We start from the raw sequence: 25,380 nt of genomic DNA on the forward strand, positions 1-25,380 counted from the left end.
TTGCCGGGGAAAGGTCGCCCAACGGTAGCCCGCGTCATGCGGTCACATGGCGCAATGGCTTTGCTGAATCTTTCCGGATTCCCGAAGGGTCACCTCAGCCACGCACACGAGGTTGCGCATCTTTTGCGCGATCAGCTCGGCACGCTGCCAGCTCAAGCCGCCTACCTCGATGCCCACGGTGAGCAGATCGTCCTGCTGGCTGGCCTGGACCGCGTGGGGCATCAGCGATTGCAACGCGAACAGGTTCAGAATGCGGCACAGGCTGTCGGGTTCGGCTTCGACCGTGACGCGGTAGCTCACGTACAGGGGCGCAAGGCTGGGTGCGAAGTGGTTCGGGCGGGCTGGGGTGTCGAGTTGGACGAGTGCGTTCATGGCGGTCTCCAGAAGTCGGAAGCATTCTGGCATGCGGCTGTTGCGATTATTTCGCTATGATTCTTCTGTTTTAGGGTATCGATAGATCGTTTGATTCGCAGAAAAGCCTTTGGGGAATTGATCATGCAAAGCGAGCTGGATGCTTATGACCGCCGGATCCTCGAGGTACTGCAAGAAGACGCCTCGCTGTCCAGCGCGCAGGTGGCCGAACGCGTGGGCCTGTCGCAATCGCCCTGCTGGCGGCGCATACAACGCTTGAAGGAAGAGGGGGTGATCCGCGCGCAGGTGACCCTGCTGGATCGCAGGAAGGTGGGGCTGAACACGCAGATCTTCGCCGAAGTGAAGCTCAACGCTCATGGTCGCTCGAACTTCACCGAATTCACCGACGCGATTCGGGAATTTCCGGAAGTGCTGGAATGTTATGTGCTGATGGGGTCGGTGGACTTTCTGTTACGCATCGTGACCTCGGACATCGAGGCCTACGAGCGTTTCTTCTTCGAAAAGCTGTCGAACGTGCCCGGCATCCAGGAGGTGAACTCGATCGTCGCGCTGTCGGAGATCAAGTCCACCACCTGCCTGCCCTTAGCGCGTTGAGGCGGATTTGAGCAGGTACTTCCAGCCGCGGCTCTGATCGACCGCGCGGGCTTGTTCGATGCGCGCTTCTAGCAGTTGCTCGCGCACCTCGGCTTCGTCGTCGCCCAACGGTTGCTCGGCCAGTTGCTGCAACTTGTTGAGGTCGCCGTACAGGCGGTCGAGCTGCGGCGCTTCGAGCACCTGGCGGGCATGGTGCAGCCAGCTTTGCAGGCGCTCGATGCGCGGCAGTTGCTCGCCGAGGTCTTCTGGGCGCTGCACGTACAGCGCCAGTTGCAGGTCGCGGCCTTCCTCGCCCAGCAGGTGCATCAGCCAGCTGGCCAGTTGCGCCTTGCCCTGACGCTCGCCACGCTTGCTGCGCTCGACGGTCCAGCTGCGGGCCAGCAACCAACGCGAGGTGTCCAGCGAGAACTGACCCCAGCGTGGGTCTTGCAGCTCTTCGGCGAACTGCTCGGGCGCAGCGCGGCGGATGTCTTCGTCGTCGTTGCCGGCCTGGACCAGCGGGCGCCAGTCTTCCAGCAGCGCGTCGAGGCTGGTGCGCAGCGCACGCGTGGTGGGGCGTGGAGCGGCCTGGCCGAGGCTGGCGACCAGCGCACGCAATTCGGCGAGGCACTTGACCCAGTCCTGTAGCAAGCTCCAATGCCCGTTGTGGCGGTATTGCTCGGCCAAGCGCTGGCTGCTGCCCAGCAGTTGCCAGGCCAGGGCAGCGAAGGCGTCGTCCAGGGCCATGTCCGGTGCCAGATCGGTGGCCGGCAGGTCCAGGTCGTAGCTGGCCGGGTCGAGCAGGCGATAGCCGCGCTCGGCCTTGCTGATGTCGCAGGGCATCAGGGCGTGGGTGGCGGCCAGTTCGGCGGCCAGTTCCAGCAACGCTTCGGCGTTGCCTTCGCGCAGCTCCAGCTCGACTTCGCAGATGTCTTCCTTGCGCTTGCCCGCCACGACCGAGCCCTGGTCGAGGGCGACTTCGATCACCACTTTCGCCTTGCCGCGACCCCAGGCGATTTCGGCGTATTCGCGGGTGAAATCGGTGCTGAACAGCGGTTTGATGGTTTTCTTGTCGAGCGCGGCCAGTGCCTCGGGCCAGCAAGTGGCGTCGAGTTTTTTCAGATCGAGCTTGGGTTTGTCCAGCGGCCATTCGAACTCTTGACGCTCGGACAGCCCGGCGACGCTGCGGCCGCGGCACTTGAGGGTCTGGATGATGACCTCGCCGTCGCGGCGCAGGCGCAGCGCCACTTGGGCAGCCGACAGGTCGCCCTCGGCGGTGTCGAAGTACTGATTGGTCAGCTCGCGGGTCTGCCAGCCGGACTTGTTGCGCTTTTTCAGCAGGGGGTGCTCGCGCAGGGCGGCAAGGGTCTCGCGGCTGGCGCGGAGTTTGAGTTCGGTTTCTGTGGGCATGGCGGGGCTCGGAGCTGGGGCGTGAATGTGCGCCAGTCTACAGCAGTCGCGCGCCTACCGCTGCGCCGGGCCGTCGGTCAAGCGGGAAGCCTTGCCCCAAGCGCTGTCCGCGTTGTTATGATGACCGCAGACCATGAGGAGAGCGCGCATGCCACTGCCATCGTTGAAAGACCAGTTCGCCGCGCTGATCGCCGCGCCTTCCGTCAGCTGTACCCAGCCGTCACTGGACCAGTCCAATCGCCCGGTCATCGACCTGCTCGCCGGCTGGCTGGGCGACCTGGGTTTCGCCTGTGAAATCCAGCAGGTCACTCCCGGCAAATTCAACCTGCTGGCCACCCGCGGCAGCGGCCCGGGCGGTCTGGTGCTGGCCGGGCACAGCGACACCGTGCCGTTCGACGAGCAGCTGTGGCGCACCGACCCGCTCAAGCTGACCGAGCAGGACGGCCGCTGGATCGGCCTGGGCAGTTGCGACATGAAAGGCTTCTTCGCTCTGGTGATCGAGGCCGTGCAACCGTTGCTGGCGCATGATTTCAAGCAGCCGCTGCTGATCCTCGCCACTTGCGACGAAGAAAGCTCCATGTCCGGCGCCCGCGCCCTGGCTCAAGCCGGGCAACCACTCGGGCGCGCTGCAGTGATCGGCGAGCCCACCGGGCTGCGGCCGATCCGCATGCACAAGGGCATTCTCATGGACCGCATCGACATTCTCGGGCGCAGCGGCCACTCCTCCGACCCAAGCCTGGGCCATAGCGCGCTGGAAGCCATGCACGCGGTGATGGGCGAGCTGATGGGTTTGCGTCAGCAATGGCAGAGCACCTACAGCAATCCGCAATTCTCGGTGCCGACACCGACCATGAACTTCGGCTGCATCCACGGCGGCGACAACCCCAACCGCATCTGCGGCCAATGTTCGCTGGAGTTCGACCTGCGGCCCTTGCCCGGCATGGACGTCGAGCAACTGCGCGCGGCCATCGGCGCCAAGCTGCGGCCCCTGGCCGAGCGCCACGAGGTAAAGATCGACTACGCGCCGCTGTTCCCGGAAGTGCCGCCCTTCGAACAAGCCGCCGATACCGAACTGGTGCGCCTGGCCGAGCGTCTGACCGGATACGCCGCCGAAGCCGTGGCCTTCGGCACCGAGGCGCCGTACCTGCAACAGCTGGGCTGCGAGACCATCGTGCTCGGCCCGGGCGACATCCGCTGCGCCCACCAACCTGGCGAATACCTGGACATGTCACTTCTGGACCCGACCGTGCGTCTATTGCGGGATCTGATCCAGCACTACTGCCTGCACTAAACCACCCGCTACCGTTTTTCGTCTTGCCACAAGGAGCGTACGCGTGACCGCAAGCCTGTTCCGACGATGATCCTGAACGCCGTTCGCATCTCCGTTCTCCGTCCACTTAGCCACAGGCCCCGTCATGCCCGAATACGTCAATTGGTTGCGCCATGCTTCGCCCTACATCAATGCCCACCGCGACTGCACCTTCGTGGTGATGCTGCCCGGTGAAGGCGTCGATCATCCCAACTTCGGCAATATCGTCCACGACCTGGTGCTGTTGCACAGCTTGGGTGTACGCCTGGTGCTGGTGCACGGCTCCCGGCCGCAGATCGAAAGCCGCCTGGCCGCCCGCGGCCTGGCGCCGCGCTACCACCGTGGCCTGCGCATCACCGATGCGCCGACGCTGGAATGCGTGATCGACGCCGTGGGCGCGCTGCGCCTGGCCATCGAGGCACGCCTGTCGATGGACATCGCCGCCTCGCCCATGCACGGTTCGCGGCTGCGCGTCGCTGGCGGCAACCTGGTCACCGCGCGGCCCATCGGTGTGCTGGAAGGCATCGACTACGTGCACACCGGCGAAGTGCGGCGCATCGACCGCAAGGGCATTGGGCGCCTGCTCGACGAGCGTTCCATCGTGCTGTTGTCGTCGCTGGGCTATTCGCCCACCGGCGAGATCTTCAACCTGGCCTGCGAAGACGTCGCCACCCGCGCGGCTATCGAACTGGGCGCCGACAAGCTGCTGCTGTTCGGTGCCGAACCGGGCCTACTGGACGAGAGTGGCAAGCTGGTGCGCGAGCTGCGTCCGCAACAGATCCCGCCGCACCTGGCCCGCTTGGGCAGCGACTACCAAGGCGAGCTGCTTGATGCTGCGGCCCAGGCGTGCAAGGGCGGGGTGATGCGCAGTCACATCGTCAGCTACGCCGAAAACGGCGCGCTGCTGACCGAGCTGTTCACCCGCGACGGCAGTGGCACGCTGGTGGCGCAGGAGCAGTTCGAGATCGTGCGCGAGGCCACCATCGAGGATGTCGGGGGGTTGCTCGACCTGATCAGCCCGCTGGAAGAGCAGGGCATTCTGGTGCGCCGCTCGCGGGAAGTGCTGGAGCGCGAAATCGAGCAATTCAGCGTGGTCGAGCGCGAGGGCATGATCATCGCCTGCGCGGCGCTGTACCCGATCGCCGATTCCCAAGCCGGGGAGTTGGCCTGCCTGGCGGTGAACCCCGAGTACCGCCACGGCGGGCGCGGCGACGACCTACTCGAACGCATCGAAAACCGTGCGCGGCAGTTGGGCCTGGACACCCTGTTCGTCCTCACCACCCGCACCGCCCACTGGTTCCGCGAGCGCGGCTTTGCGCCCAGCGGCGTGGAACGGCTGCCAGCGGCACGTGCGTCGCTGTACAACTTCCAGCGTAATTCGAAGATTTTCGAGAAGTCGATTTGAGGGGAGGGGATTAGTTTGGCCAGGTGGTAATCCAAAAAAACCTGCTATGAGCGTTAGGCTAGGCAAGTTTGACTAATGCTATCTTGCGGTCCACCGACGGTAAAAACGAAGGACCAGCCTCTTGAATTTTCCTATTTGGGCGCCGTACAGACCTCTGTAGGAAGGCGTAAGTCGCGATAAGTAGCAGAGCCGGTTCTGGCCCGGCTCTAGCTGGGGGTTATGTTTTAGCCCAGTGCCCGCGAAGGCGAGTTTCAGTGAGCTATGCTGTGATCCTTTAGGATTGAGGTGGCAACATGGAGTTTCATGTTCGTCCCGCTGCAGCCGAAGATGCAGTAGCGATCAGCCATGTAGCGCTAGCCGCCTTGCACGAGTCAGACTCACTAGACTATCCGCCTGAGGTGATTGCTGAGGTTGCGCGGAGTTTTGCCCCTGAAGTCATCACCGCTCAACTTTCGACGCGCAGAGTTTTTGTAGCATTGCTGGGTGAAACAGTTATCGGCACCGCCGCGCTCGACGGTCCCGTAGTCAGGGGTGTTTTCGTTGAGCCGACTCATCAGAAACACGGTATTGGCCAACATTTGATGCACGTCATTTATGCCGCTGCTGCCCACGCTGGCATTTAGGCAGTATGCGTACCCTCGTCGATAACAGCTGAACATTTCTATACCGCATTGGGCTATCGAAAAGTCCGTGACGCGTTTCATGGTGTGGAGCGTACTATCGTTATGGAAAAACGACTCTAGGATCAGTGCAGGCTGGTTATCCAGTTGTCGACCTTGGCGCTGTGATTCACAACCTGCGTCCGCTGAGCGCCTACGTCCTCTGCCAACGCCATGAAGCGGAACGTTGTCTTAGACGCAGCATCTTCGTCTGCTTCGAGCTACATACGGGTAACCGTTCTGAACGGTTGGAGCGGCGCTACTTCAGCGAAAGCATCATGGTCATGGGCGCTAAGTCTGGACAGGGACTAAATCCTGCGTGTTTGGCGTAAAACTCGGCAAGACGATCGTTGAGAGGATGGACGATGAGCGCCGTAGAGCCAATCATTTCCGAGGCGATGATGCAGCGCTCTATCGCATCGGCCAGTAACGCCAGAGAAAGACCTCGTCCGCTTGCTGCAGACGTGACACCCATGCGGCCCATTACAGTAACCGGGAGGGGGTCTGGTGCATTGCGGCGGATCTTCGCGGTGACGCCGTGCCGACGGTCAATGGCACTGTTGGATAGCGTGTAGTAGCCAGCCACCTCATCAGTGCCTTTAAAGCACACCACATAAACGACTGCGTGCTTGGCCTGCTGTGCTTTAAGCGCCTTGTTATACAAATATTCGTTAACCGAAGGCTCGCCACAATCAAAGGTCGTTGTCACATGGTGACTTTCCAGCTTCGTTGGAGGTGTCAACTCCATGGCTTGGGTGCTGCAAGCAGTGCTTTGACGCGTTCGTTAGCGCTTAGCGGGTTCGCCTCGAGGGCTCTTTCGAAGCGCTCGAACGCTTCATCGCTGAGCAGAAAAAGCTTGCGATCCACGATGACTTCCTCCGCCCGGCGGCAGGCAGCATCGAGAATGAAGCTGGTCCGGTCAACACAGAGAATCTCAGCAGCGGCGTCAATCAGATTCCGCCGTTTCAAGTCCGCCCTCATGTTGATAGATACGGGCTTTACGCCTACTTCAGGGACGTTTCTGTCCATTACGTTGCTCCCTCGGAACAGGACTACGTGGAATGCCTCACCAGCTTGAAGGTGCGAGCTGACGGCTACAAATTGCTTGCTTCATGAACACGGGGTCAACCTACGACTCACGGTGGGCAACCGCTCGAAAATTCGGCTTGGTAGATAGTCACAGACTCTAACACGTCGTGTAGCTAATGTGTATTTGTGTAGCATTTTGCGACACAAAACCTGCTGAGGGATGTGCGTAATTTCAGAAACAGGTGGGCCTGCTTCGATATGGCACAATGCGGGCCTGTGTCTCCCAGCGCCACATAGCAAAACGCCGCCCCTGAGGGCGGCGTTTCCATTCGCATCAGACCGTATGCAAGTACCAGTTGTACTCAAGGTCGGAGATGGAGTGTTCGAATTCCTCCAGCTCGCTTTCCTTGCAGGCGACGAAGATGTCGATGTACTTGGGATCGATGTACTTGTTGAGGATCTCGCTGTCGTCCAGCTCGCGCAGGGCGTCGCGCAGGTTGTTCGGCAGGCTTTGTTCCAACTGCTCGTACGAGTTGCCTTCGATGGGCGTGCCGGGTTCGACTTTGTTGGTCAGGCCGTGGTGCACGCCGGCCAACACTGCGGCCATCATCAGATACGGGTTGGCATCGGCACCGGCCACGCGGTGCTCGATGCGCACGGCGTCGGGCGAGCCAGTCGGCACGCGCAGGGCTACGGTGCGGTTGTCCAGGCCCCAGCTCGGCGCGTTTGGCACGTAGAACTGCGCGCCGAAGCGGCGGTACGAGTTCACGTTCGGGCAGAGGAAAGCCATGGACGCGGGCAGGGTCTCGAGCACACCGCCGATCGCGTGACGTAGCGCGGCGTTCTGCTCGGGATCCTCGCTGGTAAAGATGTTGTTGCCGTCTTTATCCAGGATCGAAATGTGTACGTGCAGCCCGTTGCCCGCCTGGCCCGGATAAGGCTTGGCCATGAAGGTGGTGTCCATTTCATGGTCGTATGCGATGTTCTTGATCAGGCGCTTGAGCAGCACGGCGTAGTCGCAGGCTTTGAGCGGATCGGGCACATGGTGCAGGTTGACTTCGAACTGTGCCGGGGCGCTTTCCTTGACGATGGCGTCGGCCGGAATGCCCTGTTCCTTGGCGCCTTCGAGGATGTCCTGCAGGCAGTCGGCATATTCGTCGAGGTCGTCGATCAGGTAGACCTGGGTGGACTGCGGACGCTTGCCGGAAATGGGCGAGCGCGGCGGCTGCGGACGGCCGTTCACGTTCTCCTGGTCGATCAGGTAGAACTCCAGCTCGAACGCCGCGCAGATGGTCAGGCCCATGTCGGTGAATTTGCTCACCACTTGGCGCAACACTTCCCGCGGGTCGGCGAAGAACGGCTCGCCTTCGATTTCGTGCATGGTCATCAGCAGTTGCGCGGTGGGGCGCTTCTGCCAGGGCTCGTTGGAGAGCGTGTCGGGGATCGGATAGCAGATGCGGTCGGCATCGCCGATGTCCAGACCCAGCCCTGTGCTTTCGACGGTCGAACCGTTGATGTCGAGGGCGAAGAGGGAGGCCGGCAGGTTGATGCCCTTCTCGTAAACCTTGTGGAGGCTGGTGCGCTCGATGCGCTTGCCACGCACCACACCATTCATATCTGCAATCAGAAGGTCAACGTAGAGAACCTCAGGATGTTCCTTAAGGAACGCGTTCGCTTCGTTAAGCTGAACGGCACGCGGGGGTACCGACATGATGCAACACCTTTGTTGTTAAAAATATCAATCAAGGGGGGCTTGCCAACTCAGTCAATCGCAAAGCGTTTACCAAGTCAAGCCAGGCCCCTGATGCCCTGAAATGGCTCATCTACGGCAGATTTGCTGCAATTTGGGGCTCGGCATTATGTGCCATTTTAGTCGAGAACGGATATAGCGCCCTTGGCGTATTCTATTTTTTACAGGGCAGTTGTATAAAAAAATGGACACCGCTAAGCTCCGACTCACCCAGAACAGAACAATACGAGGGTGTCATGGTCCGCTCCCGTCGACCTGAAAAATCCGTCTGCCCATCGCCGGCAGCGGGCTGGCACGTATGCGGTGATACCGTTGCCAGGCAAGCGCCAATGCGCCGCGCACTGACCGCAATAGTTGACGTTGCCACTCGCTCGCCTCGTGCCGAAGGTATGCGCTTTCCCTCTGCCCACAGGCACTACCTCAATGATGACCCGTCATGCAGGCCGTTTTGCTTTAGCCATGCAGTGCAGCCAGAATCAAAACGCAGGCCCGTCCAGGCGGTCTGATGCATCGTGCCGGCCTTCGCCTGCAGCCGCATGACCCCACCCTGCGCGTACTCGCCGGGTCATACCATCCTCTGAGGTATTTATGAGTAACAACCTCGACCAGCTCACCGATTGGTTGAAAGAACACAAGATCACCGAAGTGGAGTGCCTGATCAGCGACCTGACCGGCATTACCCGCGGCAAGATTTCACCGACCAACAAGTTCATCGCCGAAAAAGGCATGCGTCTGCCCGAAAGTGTGTTGCTGCAGACGGTGACCGGCGATTATGTCGACGACGACATCTATTACGAACTGCTCGACCCGGCCGACATCGACATGATCTGCCGCCCCGACGAGAGCGCCGTGTACCTCGTGCCCTGGGCCATCGAACCCACCGCCCAGGTGATCCACGACACCTACGACAAGAAAGGCAACCCGATCGAGCTGTCGCCGCGCAACGTCTTGAAGAAGGTGCTCAAGCTCTACGCCGACAAAGGTTGGCAGCCCATCGTCGCGCCGGAGATGGAGTTCTACCTGACCAAGCGCGCCGAAGACCCGGACTTCCCGCTGCAACCCCCGGTCGGCCGCTCGGGGCGCCCGGAAACCGGTCGGCAGTCGTTCTCCATCGAGGCCGCCAACGAGTTCGATCCGCTGTTCGAAGACGTCTACGACTGGTGCGAATTGCAGGAGCTGGACCTCGACACGCTGATCCACGAAGACGGCACCGCGCAGATGGAGATCAACTTCCGTCACGGCGACGCGCTGCACCTGGCCGACCAGATCCTGGTGTTCAAGCGCACCATGCGCGAGGCCGCGCTCAAGCACAACGTGGCCGCGACCTTCATGGCCAAGCCCATGACCGGCGAGCCGGGCAGCGCCATGCACCTGCACCAGAGCGTGATCGACCTCGCCACCGGCAAGAACATCTTCGCCAACGATGACGGCAGCATGAGCGCGCTGTTCCTCAACCACATCGGCGGCCTGCAGAAATTCATCCCCGAGGCGCTGCCGCTGTTCGCGCCCAACGTCAACTCGTTCCGCCGTTTCCTGCCCGACACCTCGGCGCCGGTGAACGTCGAGTGGGGCGAAGAAAACCGCACCGTCGGCCTGCGCGTGCCGGATGCCACGCCGCAGAACCGCCGCGTCGAGAACCGCCTGCCCGGCGCCGATGCCAACCCCTACCTGGCCATCGCCGCCAGCCTGCTGTGCGGTTACATCGGCATGGTCGAGGGCATCGAGGCCAGCGCTCCGGTGGTGGGTCGCGGCTATGAGCGGCGCAACCTGCGCCTGCCGCTGACCATCGAAGATGCCTTGGAGCGCATGGAAAACAGCCGTGCCCTGGAGCAATACCTGGGCAAGAAATTCATCGCCGGCTACGTCGCCACCAAGCGCGCCGAGCATGAAAACTTCAAACGCGTCATCAGTTCCTGGGAACGCGAGTTTCTGCTGTTCGCAGTCTGATCAATCCTGGGTCGCTGCGGCGGCCCATGGCCCAAAGGAGAAGCACATGAGCGTCGTCAACCCGCAAACCCGTGAATGGCAAGCCCTGAGCAGCGAGCACCACCTTGCGCCCTTCAGCGACTATAAGCAGCTGAAGGCCAAGGGCCCGCGCATCATCACCAAGGCCAAGGGCGTGCACTTGTGGGACAGCGAAGGCCAACAGATCCTCGACGGCATGGCCGGGCTGTGGTGCGTCGCCGTCGGTTACGGCCGCGAAGAGCTGGTGCAGGCTGCCGAAAAGCAGATGCGCGAACTGCCGTACTACAACCTGTTCTTCCAGACCGCCCACCCACCGGCGCTGGAATTGGCCAAGGCCATCACCGAGGTGGCGCCGGCGGGCATGAGCCATGTGTTCTTCACCGGATCCGGTTCCGAAGGCAACGACACCGTGCTGCGCATGGTCCGCCACTACTGGGCGCTCAAGGGCAAGCCGCACAAGCAGACCCTGATCGGCCGGGTCAACGGCTACCATGGCTCGACCGTGGCCGGGGCGAGTCTGGGCGGCATGAGCGGCATGCACGCCCAGGGCGGCTTGCCGATTCCCGGCATCGTGCACATCGCGCAGCCGTATTGGTTCGGCGAAGGCGGCGACATGACGCCGGAGGCTTTCGGCACCTGGGCCGCCGAGCAGCTTGAGCAAAAAATCCTCGAGGTGGGCGAAGACAACGTCGCGGCCTTCATCGCCGAGCCCATCCAAGGGGCCGGCGGGGTGATCATCCCGCCCGACACCTACTGGCCGAAGATCAAGGAAATCCTCGCCCGCTACGACATTCTGTTCGTGGCTGACGAAGTGATCTGCGGTTTCGGCCGCACCGGCGAGTGGTTCGGTTCCGACTACTACGGCCTCGAACCCGACCTGATGACCATCGCCAAGGGCCTGACCTCCGGTTACATCCCCATGGGCGGGGTGATCGTGCGCGACGAGGTGGCCAAGGTGATCAGCGAAGGCGGCGACTTCAACCACGGCTTCACCTATTCCGGCCACCCGGTGGCCGCCGCCGTGGGCCTGGAAAACCTGCGCATCCTGCGTGACGAGAAGATCATCGACAACGCCCGCAGCGAAGCGGCACCGTATTTGCAGAAACGTCTGCGTGAACTGCGGGACCACCCCCTGGTCGGCGAAGTCCGCGGCCTGGGCCTGCTCGGTGCCATCGAGCTGGTCAAGGACAAGGCCACGCGCAGCCGCTACGAGGGCCAGGAAGCCGGGATGATCTGCCGCAATTTCTGTTTCGACAACGGGCTGATCATGCGCGCCGTGGGCGACACCATGATCATCGCGCCGCCGCTGGTGATCAGCCATGCCGAAATCGACGAACTGATCGAGAAGGCGCGCAAGTGCCTGGACCTGACCTTGCAAGCGCTCAATTGAAGCCAGGCTTTTTCAGGCAGCACTCAGCGAAATGGCACTAACCGCTTGGATTGCCCGTCTTGGTTGAAACGGCGCGGGTTAACTTGCCAGACTATGTCTGTAAGAAAAGCGCCGAATGAAGGTCGGTAAATACGAAGCCAAACGCAGCAAAGCGCTTGCCTTCGAGCCACTCCGACCCTCGCTCGGCGTCTTTTCGGGCAACACCTGGTGACGTAGGGCTGTTGAACCACTGAACACGACAAAAAATCTGGAGCACTACACATGAAGAAAATGGGCAAGACGCTGCTGGCCGCTTCCCTGATGGGCGCCGTGGCCACCGCTGCCATGGCGGACGACAAGGTGCTGCACGTCTACAACTGGTCCGACTACATCGCCCCCGACACCGTGGCCAAGTTCGAGAAGCAGAGCGGCATCAAGGTCGTGTACGACGTGTTCGACAGCAACGAGACCCTCGAAGCCAAGCTGCTGGCGGGCAAGTCGGGCTACGACATCGTGGTGCCGTCGAACAACTTCCTGGCCAAGCAGATCAAGGCCGGCGTCTATCAGGAGCTGGACAAGTCCAAGCTGCCGAACTGGAAGAACCTCGATGAGGACCTGCTCAAGGCCGTGGGCGACGCCAGCGACAAAGGCAACCAGCACGCCTTCCCCTACATGTGGGGTTCGATCGGCATCGGCTACAACCCGGAGAAGGTCAAGGCCGCGCTGGGCGTGGACAAGATCGATTCGTGGGACGTGGTGTTCAAGCCCGAGAACATCGCCAAGCTCAAGAGCTGCGGCGTGAGCTTCCTCGATGCGCCGACCGAGATGATCCCGGCCGCGCTGCATTACCTGGGCAGGCCGACCGACAGCAAGGACAAGGCCGACCTCAAAGCGGCCGAAGACCTGTTCCTGAGCATTCGCCCGTCGGTGGCCTACTTCCACTCCTCCAAGTACATCTCGGACCTGGCCAACGGCAACCTGTGCGTGGCGGTCGGCTACTCGGGCGACCTGGAGCAGGCCAAGACCCGCGCTCACGAAGCGGGTGACAAGGTCAAGCTGGCCTACAGCATTCCCAAGGAAGGCGCCGGCACCTTCTACGACATGGTCGCCATCCCCAAGGATGCCGAAAACGTCGAGGCCGCCTACAAGTTCATGGACTTCCTGATGCAGCCGGAAATCATGGCCGAAATCACCAACGCCGTGCGTTTCCCGAACGGCAACAAGGCCGCGACCCCGTTGGTGGACAAGGACATCACCAGCGACGCGAGCATCTACCCGTCGGCTGACGTGAAAAAGCACCTTTATGCGATCAGCGACCAGGATCAACCGACCCTGCGCCTGATGACCCGCAGCTGGACCAAGATCAAATCGGGCAAGTAGCCCTGTTGGGCACCCTCTGGGCCGGGACTTTCCGGCCCGGGCGGTGAGCAAGGCACATGAACATTGCGGCAGCCAGCCTACACAGGTAAGTTGCGCGCCGGTTTAGCCTGCGCGGATGCGTTCGCCGTGACCCCAGGCACACTTTGCGAGGACCACCCACTTGTCTATTTCCATGTTGCGCAAGGCCTTGATGGCCGGCGCGGGGCTGACGCTGGCTTGCAGCGTCCAAGCGGCGGACACGGTTCATCTGTACAACTGGTCCGACTACATCGGGCCGACCACGTTGGCCGATTTCGAGAAGGCCACCGGCATCAAACCGGTGCAGGACGTGTTCGACTCCAACGAAACCCTGGAAGGCAAACTGCTGGCCGGTCGTACCGGCTATGACGTGGTGGTGCCGTCCAACCATTTCCTCGGCAAGCAGATCAAGGCGGGTGCGTTCCAGAAGCTCGACCGCAACCTGCTGCCCAACTATGCCAACCTCGACCCGTCGCTGATGAAGCGTCTGGAGAAGAACGACCCTGGCAATCAATACGCCGTGCCTTACCTGTGGGGCACCAACGGCATCGGCTACAACGTCGACAAGGTCAAGGCCGTGCTGGGCGTCGACAAGATCGACTCCTGGGCCATGCTGTTCGAGCCGGAAAACATGAAGAAGCTCTCGCAGTGCGGGGTCGCCTTCCTCGACTCGGCCGACGAGATGCTGCCTGCCGTGCTCAACTACATGGGCCTGGACCCCAACAGCAGCAAGGCCAAGGACTATCAGGCCGCCGAAAAGAAACTGCTGGCCGTGCGCCCGTACGTGACCTATTTCCACTCCTCGAAATACATCACGGACCTGGCCAACGGTGACATCTGCATAGCCGCCGGTTTCTCCGGCGACGTGTTCCAGGCCAAATCCCGAGCCGAAGAAGCCAAGAAGGGCGTACACCTGGCCTACGCCATTCCCAAGGAAGGCGGCAACCTGTGGTTCGACGTGCTGGCGATTCCCAAGGACGCGCCCAATACCGAGCAAGCCCATGCCCTGATCAATTACCTGCTCGAACCCGAAGTGATCGCGCAGGTGAGCGACTACGTCGGCTACGCCAACCCCAATCTCAAGGCCAAGGCCCTGATGGATCAGGCGGTGGCCACCGACCCTGCCGTATACCCGGCGCAGGATGTGCTGGACAAGATGTTCGTCAACGCCGAGTTGCCCCCCAAGGTGCAACGCCTGATGACCCGTAGCTGGACCAAGGTCAAGTCGGGCAAGTAATCCTCCGGGCCCGCCCTCGAAGCGGCGGGCCGTCACATCCTGTTGGGAGTTTTCATCCATGCCACTCGCCTCCGGCGCCCACAAGAAAGCCCTCGAAGGCGCCCAGCAGCCCAAGCAGGTGCTGGTCAAGATCGACCGGGTAACGAAAAAATTCGACGAGACGGTCGCTGTGGACGATGTGTCCCTGGAAATCCGCAAGGGCGAGATCTTCGCTCTGCTGGGCGGCTCCGGGTCCGGCAAGTCGACCCTGCTGCGCATGCTCGCCGGCTTCGAACGCCCCACCGAAGGGCGGATCTTCCTCGATGGCGTGGACATTACCGACATGCCGCCCTACGAGCGGCCGATCAACATGATGTTCCAGTCCTACGCGCTGTTCCCGCACATGAGCGTGGCGCAGAACATCGCCTTCGGTCTGCAACAGGACAAGATGCCCAAGGCCGAGATCGACGCCCGCGTGGCCGAGATGCTCAAGCTGGTGCACATGACCCAGTACGCCAAGCGCAAACCGCACCAGCTGTCCGGCGGCCAGCGCCAGCGGGTGGCCCTGGCCCGTTCGCTGGCCAAGCGTCCCAAGCTGCTGCTGCTCGACGAGCCGATGGGCGCGCTGGACAAGAAGCTGCGCTCGCAGATGCAACTGGAACTGGTGGAGATCATCGAGCGCGTTGGTGTGACCTGCGTCATGGTCACCCACGACCAGGAAGAAGCCATGACCATGGCCCAGCGCATCGCCATCATGCACCTGGGCTGGATCGCGCAGATCGGCTCGCCGGTGGACATCTACGAGACGCCCACCAGTCGTCTGGTATGCGAGTTCATCGGTAACGTCAACCTGTTCGACGGTGAGGTGATCGACGATGCCGAGGGCCATGCGCTGATCGCTTCGCCGGAGCTGGAGCGTTCGATCTACGTCGGCCACGGCGTCAGCACCTCGGTGGAAGACAAGCACATCACCTACGCCCTGCGCCCTGAGAAGCTACTGATCACCACCACCCAGCCCACCTTCGAGCACAACTGGTCGCGCGGCAAGGTCCACGACATCGCCTACCTGGGCGGGCACTCGGTGTTCTACGTCAAGCTGCCTAGCGGCAAGGTCGTACAGTCGTTCGTGGCCAACGCCGAGCGCCAGGGCGCGCGGCCGACCTGGGACGACGAAGTGTACGTGTGGTGGGAAGACGACAGCGGCGTGGTACTGCGCTCATGAAAATCCGCAAGCTCAAGCGAGCCTTCAAACGCCTGGTGCCGGAGGGCCGGCATCTGGTCATCGGCGCGCCGTTCCTATGGCTGTTCCTGTTCTTCATGCTGCCGTTCTTCATCGTGCTGAAGATCAGTTTCGCCGAAGCCGACGTCGCCATTCCGCCTTATACCGAGATCTACACCTTCGTCGAAGACAAGATCCAGATCGTGCTGAACCTGGCCAACTACGGCCTGCTCGGCGAGGACGAACTGTACCTGGCGGCCTACCTCGGCTCGCTCAAGGTGGCCTTCATCAGCACGTTGCTGTGCCTGTTGATCGGCTATCCGATGGCCTATGCGATCGCCAATGCGCGCAAGGATATCCAGACGGTCCTGCTGCTGCTGATCATGATGCCGACCTGGACGGCCATCCTCATCCGCGTCTACGCCTGGATGGGCATTCTCAGCAACAACGGGCTGCTCAACAGCTTCCTGATGTGGCTGGGGCTGATCGACCAGCCGTTGCAGATCCTCAACACCAACCTCGCGGTGTACATCGGCGTGGTCTACTCCTACCTGCCGTTCATGATCCTGCCGCTGTACGCCAACCTGGTCAAACACGACCAGAGCCTGCTGGAGGCTGCGTCCGACCTGGGTTCGAGCACCTTCAACAGCTTCTGGAAGATCACCGTGCCGCTGTCGAAGAACGGCATCGTCGCCGGCTGCATGCTGGTGTTCATTCCGGTGGTGGGCGAGTTCGTCATTCCCGAACTGCTCGGCGGCCCAGAGACCCTGATGATCGGCAAGGTGCTGTGGCAGGAGTTCTTCAACAACCGCGACTGGCCGGTAGCGTCCGCCCTGGCGGTGGTGATGCTGGCGATCCTGATCGTGCCCATCTTGCTGTTCAACCGTAGTCAGGCCAAAGAGCTGGAGGGCAGGGCATGAAACGTTTCGGTTTCTCGAAGCTGATGCTGGTACTGGGCCTGGTGTTCATCTACCTGCCGATGGTCATCCTGGTGATTTATTCGTTCAACGCCTCCAAGCTGGTGACAGTGTGGGGCGGCTGGTCGGTGAAGTGGTACGTGGGCCTGCTCGACAACACCCAGCTGATGGGTTCGGTGATGCGCTCGCTGGAGATCGCCCTGTACACCGCCGTGGCGGCGGTGGCCCTGGGCACGCTGGCGGCCTTCGTGCTCACGCGCATCACGCGCTTCAAGGGCCGCACGCTGTTCGGCGGCCTGGTCACCGCGCCATTGGTGATGCCCGAGGTGATCACCGGCCTGTCGCTGTTGCTGCTGTTCGTGGCCATGGCGCAGATGATCGGCTGGCCGCAGGAGCGCGGCATCGTCACCATCTGGATCGCCCATACCACGTTCTGCGCGGCCTATGTGGCCGTGGTGGTGTCGGCACGCCTGCGCGAGCTGGACCTGTCCATCGAGGAAGCGGCGATGGACCTGGGCGCGCGGCCGTGGAAGGTGTTCCTGCTGATCACCATCCCGATGATCGCGCCGTCGCTGGCGGCGGGCGGCATGATGTCGTTCGCGCTGTCGCTGGACGACCTGGTGCTGGCGAGCTTCGTTTCCGGACCGGGTTCGACGACCTTGCCGATGGAAGTGTTCTCGGCCGTGCGCCTGGGCGTGAAGCCGGAGATCAACGCGGTGGCGAGTTTGATTCTGCTGTCGGTGTCGCTGGTGACCTTCCTGGTCTGGTACTTCAGCCGCCAGGCCGAAGAGCGGCGGCGCAAGGCGGTGCAGTTGGCGATCGAGGAAGGCGCTATGGCAAATGCCGGACAGGCAAAGGCCTAGAGACTGAAGCGGTAGCTGTATCGTCGTGCTCGGAACCCTTCGCGGGCAGGCCTGCGAGGGGTTCGATGCTGTTATCAGACATCTTCCCCCTGGGCAGCATTTCAATGTCTGTTTTTCATGCGCGTCGAGATTCCCCCCGAAGTGTTACTGGCATTTTTGCCAGTTTGCATTGACTTGTTTTCAGCTCAAGCTCCCCGTTGAATAAGCCGTCTGTGATGGCGTTGGAAAAATGACTCAGGATGGGACTGTAATGAGCACTGGGGAAAACGATAAAGCGGGGGCTGGGAAGCTTACAAGCTATACGGTTCATGGGTATGCAGTTATCGCCGAGCGTAAGAGTGCCCTTCGTTATGCGGGCGAATATGGGTTGGATCGCGTCTACCTTTTGGGCAACGGTTTTCGAGCCTACAGCCCGACGTTGATGCGTTTTTTTTCCTCGGACGCTTACAGCCCCTTCGAATCGGGCGGCGTGAACGCGTACGCGTACTGCTCGGGAGATCCGATAAGTTTTTCCGACTCGAGTGGGCGAGCGCGATACAGAATTGCCCACGTACCTAAAGCCAAAAAGGTCGAACCATCGCTGGGAAGGCCTGGCGATAATGTGCAGCCACCGACGATTCAGCAAGATCGACTGCCCGCCATAAATGAACAACCGACGCCGCATCTTGATCCTGCAAGGCCTCGAGGACGTGATACGAAAATCAACCCTGCCGACCCAACAGCACGCTACCGTGAGAACACAGGTCTACGAGAGGACAGTATAGACCCGCGAAAAAATACGCGTGGGCAGGCGACGATTACAGCGTCCGAAGCCGAGGTTTTGCATGATTTCAATAAAGTGAGTACAAGGACCTTTAGCTACTTAGGTGTTAATAAAAGCCGACTCGCGCGCTTCATCGTTATCGAGGAAAAACTTAGTGGGGGAAATCCATATGAGTCGCTACGTAAGGCGTTCCCTAACATGCCCAACAGAGGAATTGAGCGAATAGCCAACACGATAGGACGTCAATTGGCCCAGATCAGATCGGGGCGGTAACAGTCTGGCATTCTTGGCATGAAACAACTCGGGCCGCGCGGGCTGCCAGACCGTATCGCGACGGCGTACGACCATGCAACACGAGTGAGCGGGCGGCGGGCAATTCCCTGTAACCGGCGGCGCGCCCTGGTGCGGCCGGCTGAATACGCTTCGAACAAGTTTGGCTCGAAACCTGTGAACGCGGTTTCGAGTCGATCGCCAACGTGCCGTGGGATTCTGTGACGCACACTGCTTTGAATGCTTAGCCTGTGTTCGGCCTGAATCAAGAGAACGCACGCACTCATAGGGTGCTACGGAGTATGCAGTGATCCGAGCGTTTAGCTGATTATTCAAAGAGTTTGAAAGATTCAGCCCCTGATCGAACCGGCTCAAGAAAAGCGAGCGTATGAACTCGTCTGGCCTCACCTTATTAAAAGCTTCCGCGCCTTACATCTGAGCTGCTTGCTTGAACGCTGGTGCCAAAAACCTGTAATTCATAAGCGCTTCCAAAGTCGGCAACGTTGTGCGACCGACTGTTATGGAGTTCTTTAAGAGCCTTCGCCGCAAGGTATGAGGGCGGTGCAATAGCTGTTTCGTAGTCGGGTAACGAGTCGAACCGTGCTACTTGAGCAGGTTGTGACGAATGACCAGCGGCTGTTTGAGCATCTTGTATAAGGCTCAATAACCTATTTCTGACTGGGGGTTCAGGTATGCGTGACCCTGTAAGATAGCGACCTAAAGCCTTAGGATGAATCAATCCCCCCACACCCATCAATCCGAGACCTACGCCGAGTAAAATTTTTGCTGCACTTTTCGAGTCCGACGAATAAGCAACCGTCGCTCCAAAAAGTGTTAAAAACCCCACGCCCATCATCGCCGCTGAGGCAATTTTAAGCTGCCGTCTCGGTAGGAGAAAGTGTCCAGACGGATCGGTTCTATTCAGCGGGTCACCCGCACAATAAACATAATTGTTCAAACCGCCTCGTCCGAACGGGCTCAAGCTGTCCGGGCTGCAGAATCGCCTCAGCGCAGGGCTGAACAGGCGATAACCGTTGCCCAGCAAATAGCCTTCGGCAATCAAATCCAGCCGTTGGCCGTTGAATGCCAAAGGCGCCTGCGACGTGTCCTGAGCGACCGGGTACAGGCCATAGGGGTCGTAGGTGCGTTGACCTACGCCGTCTTGATTGTATTCAGCCATGACCGAATCGGTATCGCTTACCGCCATGAGGGTAGATGAATGCAGATCGGCAAAGGTGCCTTGCGCCAATAGGCCATGCTTGTGGCGAAAAACGGAGCGTGCCGTCTGCCCATCGAGCTCGGTGATCAGATGATCGTGTTGGTAAAAGCGACGGGTCCGTACGAAGGTCACCGAGATGCTTCATGAGGGTCGGGATCTGTTGGAGGGAACCGCTTGAGGATCACAATCCTCGACACGTTTCAGTCCAATCTAGTGTGTGACCGATCCTGAACCGACCACAACTGGCAAAAGTGATGGGTACTCGATAGATTCGCTGCCTGTGTCGAATATTCTGGCGGGTTGGCCCCAGGGGCAGCGCGGCCATGTTTATCGAACCTTGAACCGGTGTGGCAGTCGCATGCCACGAATCTTTTGCGCGCAAACAAGGAGCGAGCATGGCGGTGATGCGTCCGTTGCTGGTCGTGTGCCTCGGGCTGGCGTTCACGCTGTCCGGCTGTGAACGGGAACCCGAAACTCCGCAGTTGCCCAGGGTGGGCGTCATGCGCGTCGAGCCGCAGAATTTTGCGGCCTCGGTGGTGCTGACGGGCGACGTGCAGGCACGGGTGCAGACCGACCTGTCGTTCCGCGTAGGCGGCAAGATCGTGTCGCGCAGCGTCGATGTGGGCGACCACGTCAAGGCCGGTCAAGTGCTGGCACGGCTCGACCCCAAAGACCTGAAGAACAACGTCGAGTCGGCCAAGGCCGAGGTCTTCGCCGCCCAGGCACGAGTCGCGCAAAGCTCGGCGGCCTTCGTGCGCCAGGAAAAGCTGCTGCCCAAGGGCTATACCAGCCGCAGCGAATACGATGCCGCGCAGGCGGCCGTGCGCGGCAACCAGAGCGGCCTCAAGGCCGCCCAGGCGCAGTTGGCCAACGCCAACGAGCAACTGAGCTACACCGCTCTGGTGTCGGCGGCCGATGGCGTGATCACTCAGCGCCAGGCCGAAGTCGGCCAGGTGGTGCAGGCCACGCAACCGATGTTCCGCTTGGCCGCCGACGGCGACCGCGATGCGGTGTTCAATGTCTACGAGTCGCTGTTGATGACCCCGGCCAGCAACGCGAACTTGACCGTGCAACTGCTGGAAAACCCCAGCGTGCAGGCCCAGGGCGCCGTGCGCGAAGTCACCCCGACGGTGTCGGCGCAGAGTGGCACGGTACAGGTCAAGGTGGCGCTGCACGACGTGCCCGCCGCCATGCCGCTCGGCGCGCCGGTGACCACCAACGCCAGCGGCCAGGGCCAGTCGAGCATCGAGCTGCCATGGTCGGCGCTGAGCAAGACCTTGCGCGAGCCGGCGGTGTGGATCGTCGGCGAGGGCGACAAGGTCGAACTGCGCCCGGTGCGCATCGCCCGTTATCTGACCGGCAAGGTGATCGTCAGCGCCGGCATCAAGGGTGGCGAAACCGTGGTCATCAACGGTGCGCAACTGTTGCACCCCGGCATGCAGGTCGAACAGGTCGCGGCCAAAGACGGAGGGGCGTTGCCATGAAACGGTTGCTATGCATGTTGGCGGGCGTATGCCTGCTGGCCGGTTGCGGCAAGGACGAAGAAAAGCCCGAGCCCGTGCGCCCGGTGCTCTCCACCGTGGTCGAGGAGCAGTCCCAGGCGCAGCTCGGGCGTTTTGCCGGCACCATCCAGGCGCGCTACGAAAGCACCCTGGGCTTTCGCGTATCGGGCCGTATCGCCCGTCGCTGGGTCGATGTCGGCGCCTCGGTGAAGGCCGGCGAGACCCTGGCCACCCTCGACCCCACCGACCAGCAGAACCAACTGCGCGCCGCTGAAGGCGACCTGGCGCGGGTGCAGGCGCAGCAGATCAATGCCCAGGCCAATGCCGGCCGCCAGCAGCAGCTGTACGACCGCGGCGTCGGCGCTCAGGCCCAGCTGGACATCGCCCAGACCGACTTGAAAACCGCCAACGCTTCCATGGCCCAGGCCCGCGCCTCGGTCAGCCAGGCCCGCGACCAGCTGGCCTACGGCACGTTGAAGGCCGACCACGCCGCAGTGGTCACCGCCTGGCACGTCGAAGCCGGGCAAACGGTAAGCGTCGGCCAGGAAGTGGTGACGCTGGCACGCCCCGACGTGAAAGAGGCGGTCATCGACCTGCCCATCGCCCTGGCCGAACGCTTGACGCCTGCCATGACCCTCACCGTGGCCTCGCAACTCAACCCGGCGCTCAACACCACTGCCAGCCTGCGCGAACTCGAACCCCAGGCCGACGCCACCACACGCACGCGCCGCGCACGCCTGAGCCTCACCTCCACGCCGTCAGGCTTCAACCTCGGTACTTCGGTGAGCGTCAGCCTGACCTCGGCGATCAGCGCCCGCAGCGAGCTGCCGCTGACCGCGCTGCTCGAACGCGACGGCAAAGCTCAGGTGTGGGTGGTCGATACCGAACAAAAAATAGTCAACTTGCGTGATGTGACCGTGCTCGAGCGCGGCGAGAAGTCGGCGGTGCTAGGCGCTGGGGTCAAGCCCGGCGAGCGGGTGGTGATCGCCGGCGTCAACAGTCTCCAGCCAGGCCAGAAGGTCACGTTCGACGAGGAAACACGATGAAAGGCGGCTTCAACCTCTCCGATTGGGCGCTGCGCCATCAGTCGTTCGTCTGGTACCTGATGTTCGTCGGCCTGTTGATGGGCGTGTTCTCCTATTTCAACCTTGGCCGCGAAGAAGACCCGTCGTTCACCATCAAGACCATGGTCATCCAGACCCGCTGGCCCGGCGCGACCCAGGACGAAACCCTGTACCAGGTCACCGACCGCATCGAGAAGAAGCTCGAAGAGCTCGACTCGCTCGACTACGTCAAGAGCTACACCCGCCCCGGCGAGTCGACCATCATGGTGTTCCTGCGCGACACCACCAAAGCCGGCGACATTCCGCAGATCTGGTACCAGGTGCGCAAGAAGGTCCAGGACATCCGCGGCCAGTTCCCCCAAGGCATCCAGGGCCCCTCGTTCAACGACGAGTTCGGCGACGTGTACGGCTCGATCTACGCGTTCACCGCCGACGGCCTGACCATGCGTCAACTGCGCGACTACGTCGAGCAGGTGCGCGCCGAAGTGCGCGAGGTGGAGAACATCGGCAAGGTCGAGGTGGTCGGCACCCAGGACGAGGTGCTCTACCTGAACTTCTCGGTGCGCAAACTGGCGGCCTTGGGCATCGACCAGCGCCAGGTCATGCAAGCCCTGCAAGCGCAGAACAAGGTGACCCCGGCCGGGGTGATCGAGGCCGGACCCGAGCGCATTTCAGTGCGTACCACCGGCCAGTTCGCTTCGGAAAAAGACCTGCAGAACGTCAACCTGCGCATCAACGACCGCTTCTTCCGCCTGGCCGACATCGCCACCATCGAACGCGGCTACGTCGATCCGCCCGCACCCATGTTCCGCTACAACGGCCAGCCCGCCATCGGCCTTGCCATCGGCATGCAGAAGGGCGGCAACGTGCAGACCTTCGGCGAGCAGCTCAAGCTGAAGATGGACGAAGTCACCGGCGAGCTGCCGGTCGGTGTCGGCGTACACAGCGTCTCCGAACAGGCCGAGGTGGTGAAGAAGGCCGTCGGCGGCTTCACCAGTGCGCTGTTCGAGGCGGTGATCATCGTGCTGGTGGTGAGCTTCGTCAGCCTCGGCGTGCGTGCGGGCCTGGTGGTGGCGCTGTCGATTCCGCTGGTGCTGGCGATGGTGTTCGTGTTCATGGAATACAGCGGCATCACCATGCAGCGGATTTCCCTGGGCGCGCTGATCATCGCCCTGGGCCTGCTGGTGGACGACGCCATGATCACCGTGGAAGTGATGGTCACCCGGCTGGAGGCCGGTGACAGCAAGAAAGACGCCGCCACCTTCGCCTACAAGTCCACGGCCTTCCCCATGCTGACCGGCACCCTGGTCACCGTGGCCGGCTTCGTGCCCATCGGCCTCAACGCCAGTTCCGCCGGTGAGTACACCTTCACCCTGTTCGCGGTGATCGCCGTGGCTTTGCTGGTGTCGTGGGTGGTGGCGGTGTTCTTCTCCCCGGTGCTGGGTGTGCACATCCTCAGCGATGCCAAGGGCAAGCAGCACGAGAACAAACCGGGGCGCATCGCTCGTGGTTTCGAGCATGGCCTGCTGTGGTGCATGCGCCATCGCTGGCTGACGATCATCCTCACCATCGTGCTGTTCGCATTGGCAGTGCTGGGCATGCGCTTCGTGCAGAACCAGTTCTTCCCGTCTTCGGACCGGCCGGAAATCCTCGTCGACCTCAACCTGCCGCAGAACGCCTCGATCGAGGAAACCCGCCGCACCGTCGACCGCCTGGAGGCCACGCTCAAGGACGACAAGGACATCGACCACTGGAGCACCTACATCGGCCAGGGTGCAATCCGTTTCTATCTGCCCCTCGACCAGCAGCTGCAGAACCCCTTCTACGCCCAGTTGGTGATCGTCAGCACGGGCCTTGAGCAGCGCGGCGAGCTCATCGCGCGGTTGAAGAAACGCCTGCGCGAAGACTTCGTCGGCATCGGCAGCAACGTGCAGTCGCTGGAGATGGGCCCGCCCGTGGGCCGGCCGATCCAGTACCGGGTCAGCGGCAAGGACATCGACCAGGTGCGCCGCCACGCCATCGAGCTGGCCGCAGTGCTCGACGCCAACCCCAACGTCGGCGACATGATCTACGACTGGAACGAGCCGGGCAAAGTGCTGCGGATCGACATCGCCCAGGACAAGGCGCGGCAATTGGGCCTGTCGTCCGAAGACGTGGCCAACGTGATGAACAGCATCGTCAGCGGCGCACCGGTGACCCAGGTCAACGACGAGATCTACCTGATCGATGTGGTGGCCCGCGCGCAAGACAGCGAACGCGGCTCGCCCGACACCTTGCAGAACCTGCAGATCCTGACACCCAGCGGCACCTCGATCCCGCTGCTGTCCTTCGCCACCGTACGCTACGAGCTGGAACAGCCGCTGGTGTGGCGTCGCGACCGCAAGCCGACCATCACCCTCAAGGCCTCGGTGCACGGCGACATGCAGCCCACGGACCTGGTGGCCGAATTGCAACCGAAGATCGATGAGTTCGCCGGCAAGCTGCCCACCGGCTACGAAGTGGCGGTAGGTGGCACGGTGGAGGAGAGCGGCAAGGCGCAAGGGCCGATCGCGAAAGTGATCCCGCTGATGCTGTTCCTGATGGCGACCTTCCTGATGATCCAGCTGCACAGCGTGCAGAAGCTGTTCCTGGTGATCAGCGTGGCGCCGCTGGGCCTGATCGGTGTGGTGCTGGCGTTGGTGCCGACCGGCACGCCCATGGGCTTCGTGGCGATCCTGGGGATTTTGGCGCTGGTCGGCATCATCATCCGCAACTCGGTGATTCTGGTGACCCAGATCGATGCCTTCGAGGCCGAAGGCTACACGCCGTGGGATGCGGTGGTGGAAGCCACCAACCACCGTCGCCGCCCCATCCTGCTCACTGCCGCTGCGGCCAGCCTGGGCATGATCCCCATCGCCCGCGAAGTGTTCTGGGGCCCGATGGCCTACGCCATGATCGGCGGCATCATCAGCGCCACGCTGCTGACGTTGCTGTTCCTGCCGGCGTTGTATGTGGCTTGGTACAAGATTCGGGAGCCGCAGAAGGCGTGATGTTCGAGGACGGCGGCACGGGTTCGGTGCTGCCATGACCCGCGAGACGGTAGATAGAACTGGAAGAAAAAAGAAGGAG

General features: G+C 61.8%; 20 protein-coding genes and 1 pseudogene. 15 read left to right on the forward strand and 6 right to left on the reverse strand.

Annotation, left to right across the window (positions count from 1 at the left end; translation table 11 throughout):
* Positions 1-42 precede the first annotated feature (42 nt).
* Positions 43-372, reverse strand: coding sequence for a hypothetical protein (locus tag ACSMEV_RS04550; RefSeq protein ID WP_459207428.1), 330 nt, complete (start codon positions 370-372; stop codon positions 43-45).
* A 123-nt stretch (positions 373-495) separates the two neighbouring features.
* Here ACSMEV_RS04550 and ACSMEV_RS04555 point away from each other — a divergent pair, with 123 nt between their 5' ends.
* Positions 496-966, forward strand: coding sequence for an Lrp/AsnC family transcriptional regulator (locus tag ACSMEV_RS04555; protein ID WP_459207429.1), 471 nt, complete (start codon positions 496-498; stop codon positions 964-966).
* Here the strand turns inward: ACSMEV_RS04555 and ACSMEV_RS04560 are convergent.
* On the reverse strand, positions 955-2,355 hold the full coding sequence (locus ACSMEV_RS04560; protein WP_459207430.1) for a CYTH domain-containing protein: 1,401 nt from the start codon (positions 2,353-2,355) through the stop codon (positions 955-957). The genes ACSMEV_RS04555 and ACSMEV_RS04560 overlap by 12 nt on opposite strands.
* A gap of 148 nt (positions 2,356-2,503) precedes the next feature.
* Here ACSMEV_RS04560 and argE point away from each other — a divergent pair, with 148 nt between their 5' ends.
* From argE to ACSMEV_RS04575, 3 genes and pseudogenes are all read left to right on the forward strand, one after another.
* A complete protein-coding gene (argE, locus tag ACSMEV_RS04565; protein ID WP_459207431.1) occupies positions 2,504-3,646 on the forward strand; it encodes an acetylornithine deacetylase in 1,143 nt (380 codons plus the stop codon).
* Between the two features lie 124 nt (positions 3,647-3,770).
* Complete coding sequence (gene argA, locus ACSMEV_RS04570; RefSeq protein ID WP_459207432.1) at positions 3,771-5,069, forward strand: amino-acid N-acetyltransferase; 1,299 nt, start codon at positions 3,771-3,773, stop codon at positions 5,067-5,069.
* A 293-nt stretch (positions 5,070-5,362) separates the two neighbouring features.
* A pseudogene (locus tag ACSMEV_RS04575) lies at positions 5,363-5,812 on the forward strand (GNAT family N-acetyltransferase).
* A 175-nt stretch (positions 5,813-5,987) separates the two neighbouring features.
* On the opposite strand, the gene ACSMEV_RS04580 reads toward ACSMEV_RS04575, so the two are convergent.
* From ACSMEV_RS04580 to ACSMEV_RS04590, 3 genes are all read right to left on the reverse strand, one after another.
* Complete coding sequence (locus tag ACSMEV_RS04580) at positions 5,988-6,476, reverse strand: hypothetical protein (RefSeq protein WP_459207433.1); 489 nt, start codon at positions 6,474-6,476, stop codon at positions 5,988-5,990.
* Positions 6,467-6,757 (reverse strand): type II toxin-antitoxin system TacA family antitoxin, encoded by a 291-nt coding sequence (locus ACSMEV_RS04585; RefSeq protein WP_459207434.1) that lies wholly within the window; start codon positions 6,755-6,757, stop codon positions 6,467-6,469. The genes ACSMEV_RS04580 and ACSMEV_RS04585 overlap by 10 nt, the downstream gene beginning before the upstream one ends.
* A 334-nt stretch (positions 6,758-7,091) precedes the next feature.
* Positions 7,092-8,468 (reverse strand): glutamine synthetase family protein, encoded by a 1,377-nt coding sequence (locus ACSMEV_RS04590; protein ID WP_459207435.1) that lies wholly within the window; start codon positions 8,466-8,468, stop codon positions 7,092-7,094.
* Positions 8,469-9,095: 627 nt separating this feature from the next.
* On the opposite strand from ACSMEV_RS04590, the gene ACSMEV_RS04595 reads away from it, so the two are divergent.
* The 8 genes from ACSMEV_RS04595 (at position 9,096) to ACSMEV_RS04630 (ending at position 18,490) form a co-directional block, all read left to right on the forward strand.
* Positions 9,096-10,454, forward strand: a complete 1,359-nt coding sequence (locus tag ACSMEV_RS04595; RefSeq protein WP_296269136.1) for a glutamine synthetase family protein — start codon at positions 9,096-9,098, stop codon at positions 10,452-10,454.
* A 46-nt stretch (positions 10,455-10,500) separates the two neighbouring features.
* On the forward strand, positions 10,501-11,862 hold the full coding sequence (locus tag ACSMEV_RS04600; RefSeq protein WP_459207436.1) for an aspartate aminotransferase family protein: 1,362 nt from the start codon (positions 10,501-10,503) through the stop codon (positions 11,860-11,862).
* 261 nt (positions 11,863-12,123) lie between these two features.
* Positions 12,124-13,221 carry a polyamine ABC transporter substrate-binding protein gene (locus tag ACSMEV_RS04605; RefSeq protein WP_459207437.1) on the forward strand — a complete coding sequence of 366 codons (1,098 nt, stop codon included), beginning with the start codon at positions 12,124-12,126 and terminating at the stop codon, positions 13,219-13,221.
* 160 nt (positions 13,222-13,381) lie between these two features.
* Positions 13,382-14,476: a polyamine ABC transporter substrate-binding protein gene (locus ACSMEV_RS04610; RefSeq protein ID WP_459207438.1), complete on the forward strand. Its 1,095-nt coding sequence runs from the start codon at positions 13,382-13,384 to the stop codon at positions 14,474-14,476.
* Between the two features lie 58 nt (positions 14,477-14,534).
* Positions 14,535-15,677: a polyamine ABC transporter ATP-binding protein gene (gene potA, locus ACSMEV_RS04615; RefSeq protein ID WP_459207439.1), complete on the forward strand. Its 1,143-nt coding sequence runs from the start codon at positions 14,535-14,537 to the stop codon at positions 15,675-15,677.
* A gap of 35 nt (positions 15,678-15,712) precedes the next feature.
* Entirely contained in the window at positions 15,713-16,594 is an 882-nt protein-coding gene (locus tag ACSMEV_RS04620; protein ID WP_296269185.1) for an ABC transporter permease subunit, read from the forward strand.
* Positions 16,591-17,454: an ABC transporter permease subunit gene (locus ACSMEV_RS04625; protein WP_459207440.1), complete on the forward strand. Its 864-nt coding sequence runs from the start codon at positions 16,591-16,593 to the stop codon at positions 17,452-17,454. The genes ACSMEV_RS04620 and ACSMEV_RS04625 overlap by 4 nt, the downstream gene beginning before the upstream one ends.
* Positions 17,455-17,704: 250 nt before the next feature.
* A complete protein-coding gene (locus ACSMEV_RS04630; protein ID WP_459207441.1) occupies positions 17,705-18,490 on the forward strand; it encodes an RHS repeat-associated core domain-containing protein in 786 nt (261 codons plus the stop codon).
* A gap of 409 nt (positions 18,491-18,899) precedes the next feature.
* On the opposite strand, the gene ACSMEV_RS04635 is transcribed toward ACSMEV_RS04630, so the two are convergent.
* A complete protein-coding gene (locus ACSMEV_RS04635; RefSeq protein WP_459207442.1) occupies positions 18,900-19,838 on the reverse strand; it encodes an RHS repeat-associated core domain-containing protein in 939 nt (312 codons plus the stop codon).
* A gap of 263 nt (positions 19,839-20,101) precedes the next feature.
* Here ACSMEV_RS04635 and ACSMEV_RS04640 point away from each other — a divergent pair, with 263 nt between their 5' ends.
* The 3 genes from ACSMEV_RS04640 to ACSMEV_RS04650 are packed head-to-tail and all read left to right on the forward strand — an operon-like array spanning position 20,102 to position 25,301.
* Positions 20,102-21,190: an efflux RND transporter periplasmic adaptor subunit gene (locus ACSMEV_RS04640; protein WP_459207443.1), complete on the forward strand. Its 1,089-nt coding sequence runs from the start codon at positions 20,102-20,104 to the stop codon at positions 21,188-21,190.
* A complete protein-coding gene (locus ACSMEV_RS04645) occupies positions 21,187-22,254 on the forward strand; it encodes an efflux RND transporter periplasmic adaptor subunit (protein ID WP_459207444.1) in 1,068 nt (355 codons plus the stop codon). The genes ACSMEV_RS04640 and ACSMEV_RS04645 overlap by 4 nt, the downstream gene beginning before the upstream one ends.
* Positions 22,251-25,301: an efflux RND transporter permease subunit gene (locus tag ACSMEV_RS04650; protein ID WP_459207445.1), complete on the forward strand. Its 3,051-nt coding sequence runs from the start codon at positions 22,251-22,253 to the stop codon at positions 25,299-25,301. The genes ACSMEV_RS04645 and ACSMEV_RS04650 overlap by 4 nt, the downstream gene beginning before the upstream one ends.
* Positions 25,302-25,380 lie beyond the last annotated feature (79 nt).

The sequence above is a fragment of the Pseudomonas sp. MLB6B genome (genome assembly GCF_054508135.1).

What these genes read in the sequence shown, in the direction of transcription:
- argA (WP_459207432.1), top strand. Translation starts at nt 3,771, where the DNA reads ATGCCCGAATACGTCAATTGGTTGCGCCATGCTTCGCCCTACATCAAT.
- argE (WP_459207431.1), top strand. Translation starts at nt 2,504, where the DNA reads ATGCCACTGCCATCGTTGAAAGACCAGTTCGCCGCGCTGATCGCCGCG.
- ACSMEV_RS04645 (WP_459207444.1), top strand. Translation starts at nt 21,187, where the DNA reads ATGAAACGGTTGCTATGCATGTTGGCGGGCGTATGCCTGCTGGCCGGT.
- ACSMEV_RS04550 (WP_459207428.1), bottom strand. Translation starts at nt 372, where the DNA reads ATGAACGCACTCGTCCAACTCGACACCCCAGCCCGCCCGAACCACTTC.
- ACSMEV_RS04650 (WP_459207445.1), top strand. Translation starts at nt 22,251, where the DNA reads ATGAAAGGCGGCTTCAACCTCTCCGATTGGGCGCTGCGCCATCAGTCG.
- ACSMEV_RS04630 (WP_459207441.1), top strand. Translation starts at nt 17,705, where the DNA reads ATGAGCACTGGGGAAAACGATAAAGCGGGGGCTGGGAAGCTTACAAGC.
- ACSMEV_RS04590 (WP_459207435.1), bottom strand. Translation starts at nt 8,468, where the DNA reads ATGTCGGTACCCCCGCGTGCCGTTCAGCTTAACGAAGCGAACGCGTTC.
- potA (WP_459207439.1), top strand. Translation starts at nt 14,535, where the DNA reads ATGCCACTCGCCTCCGGCGCCCACAAGAAAGCCCTCGAAGGCGCCCAG.
- ACSMEV_RS04600 (WP_459207436.1), top strand. Translation starts at nt 10,501, where the DNA reads ATGAGCGTCGTCAACCCGCAAACCCGTGAATGGCAAGCCCTGAGCAGC.
- ACSMEV_RS04560 (WP_459207430.1), bottom strand. Translation starts at nt 2,355, where the DNA reads ATGCCCACAGAAACCGAACTCAAACTCCGCGCCAGCCGCGAGACCCTT.
- ACSMEV_RS04605 (WP_459207437.1), top strand. Translation starts at nt 12,124, where the DNA reads ATGAAGAAAATGGGCAAGACGCTGCTGGCCGCTTCCCTGATGGGCGCC.
- ACSMEV_RS04625 (WP_459207440.1), top strand. Translation starts at nt 16,591, where the DNA reads ATGAAACGTTTCGGTTTCTCGAAGCTGATGCTGGTACTGGGCCTGGTG.
- ACSMEV_RS04595 (WP_296269136.1), top strand. Translation starts at nt 9,096, where the DNA reads ATGAGTAACAACCTCGACCAGCTCACCGATTGGTTGAAAGAACACAAG.
- ACSMEV_RS04555 (WP_459207429.1), top strand. Translation starts at nt 496, where the DNA reads ATGCAAAGCGAGCTGGATGCTTATGACCGCCGGATCCTCGAGGTACTG.
- ACSMEV_RS04580 (WP_459207433.1), bottom strand. Translation starts at nt 6,476, where the DNA reads ATGGAGTTGACACCTCCAACGAAGCTGGAAAGTCACCATGTGACAACG.
- ACSMEV_RS04585 (WP_459207434.1), bottom strand. Translation starts at nt 6,757, where the DNA reads ATGGACAGAAACGTCCCTGAAGTAGGCGTAAAGCCCGTATCTATCAAC.
- ACSMEV_RS04640 (WP_459207443.1), top strand. Translation starts at nt 20,102, where the DNA reads ATGGCGGTGATGCGTCCGTTGCTGGTCGTGTGCCTCGGGCTGGCGTTC.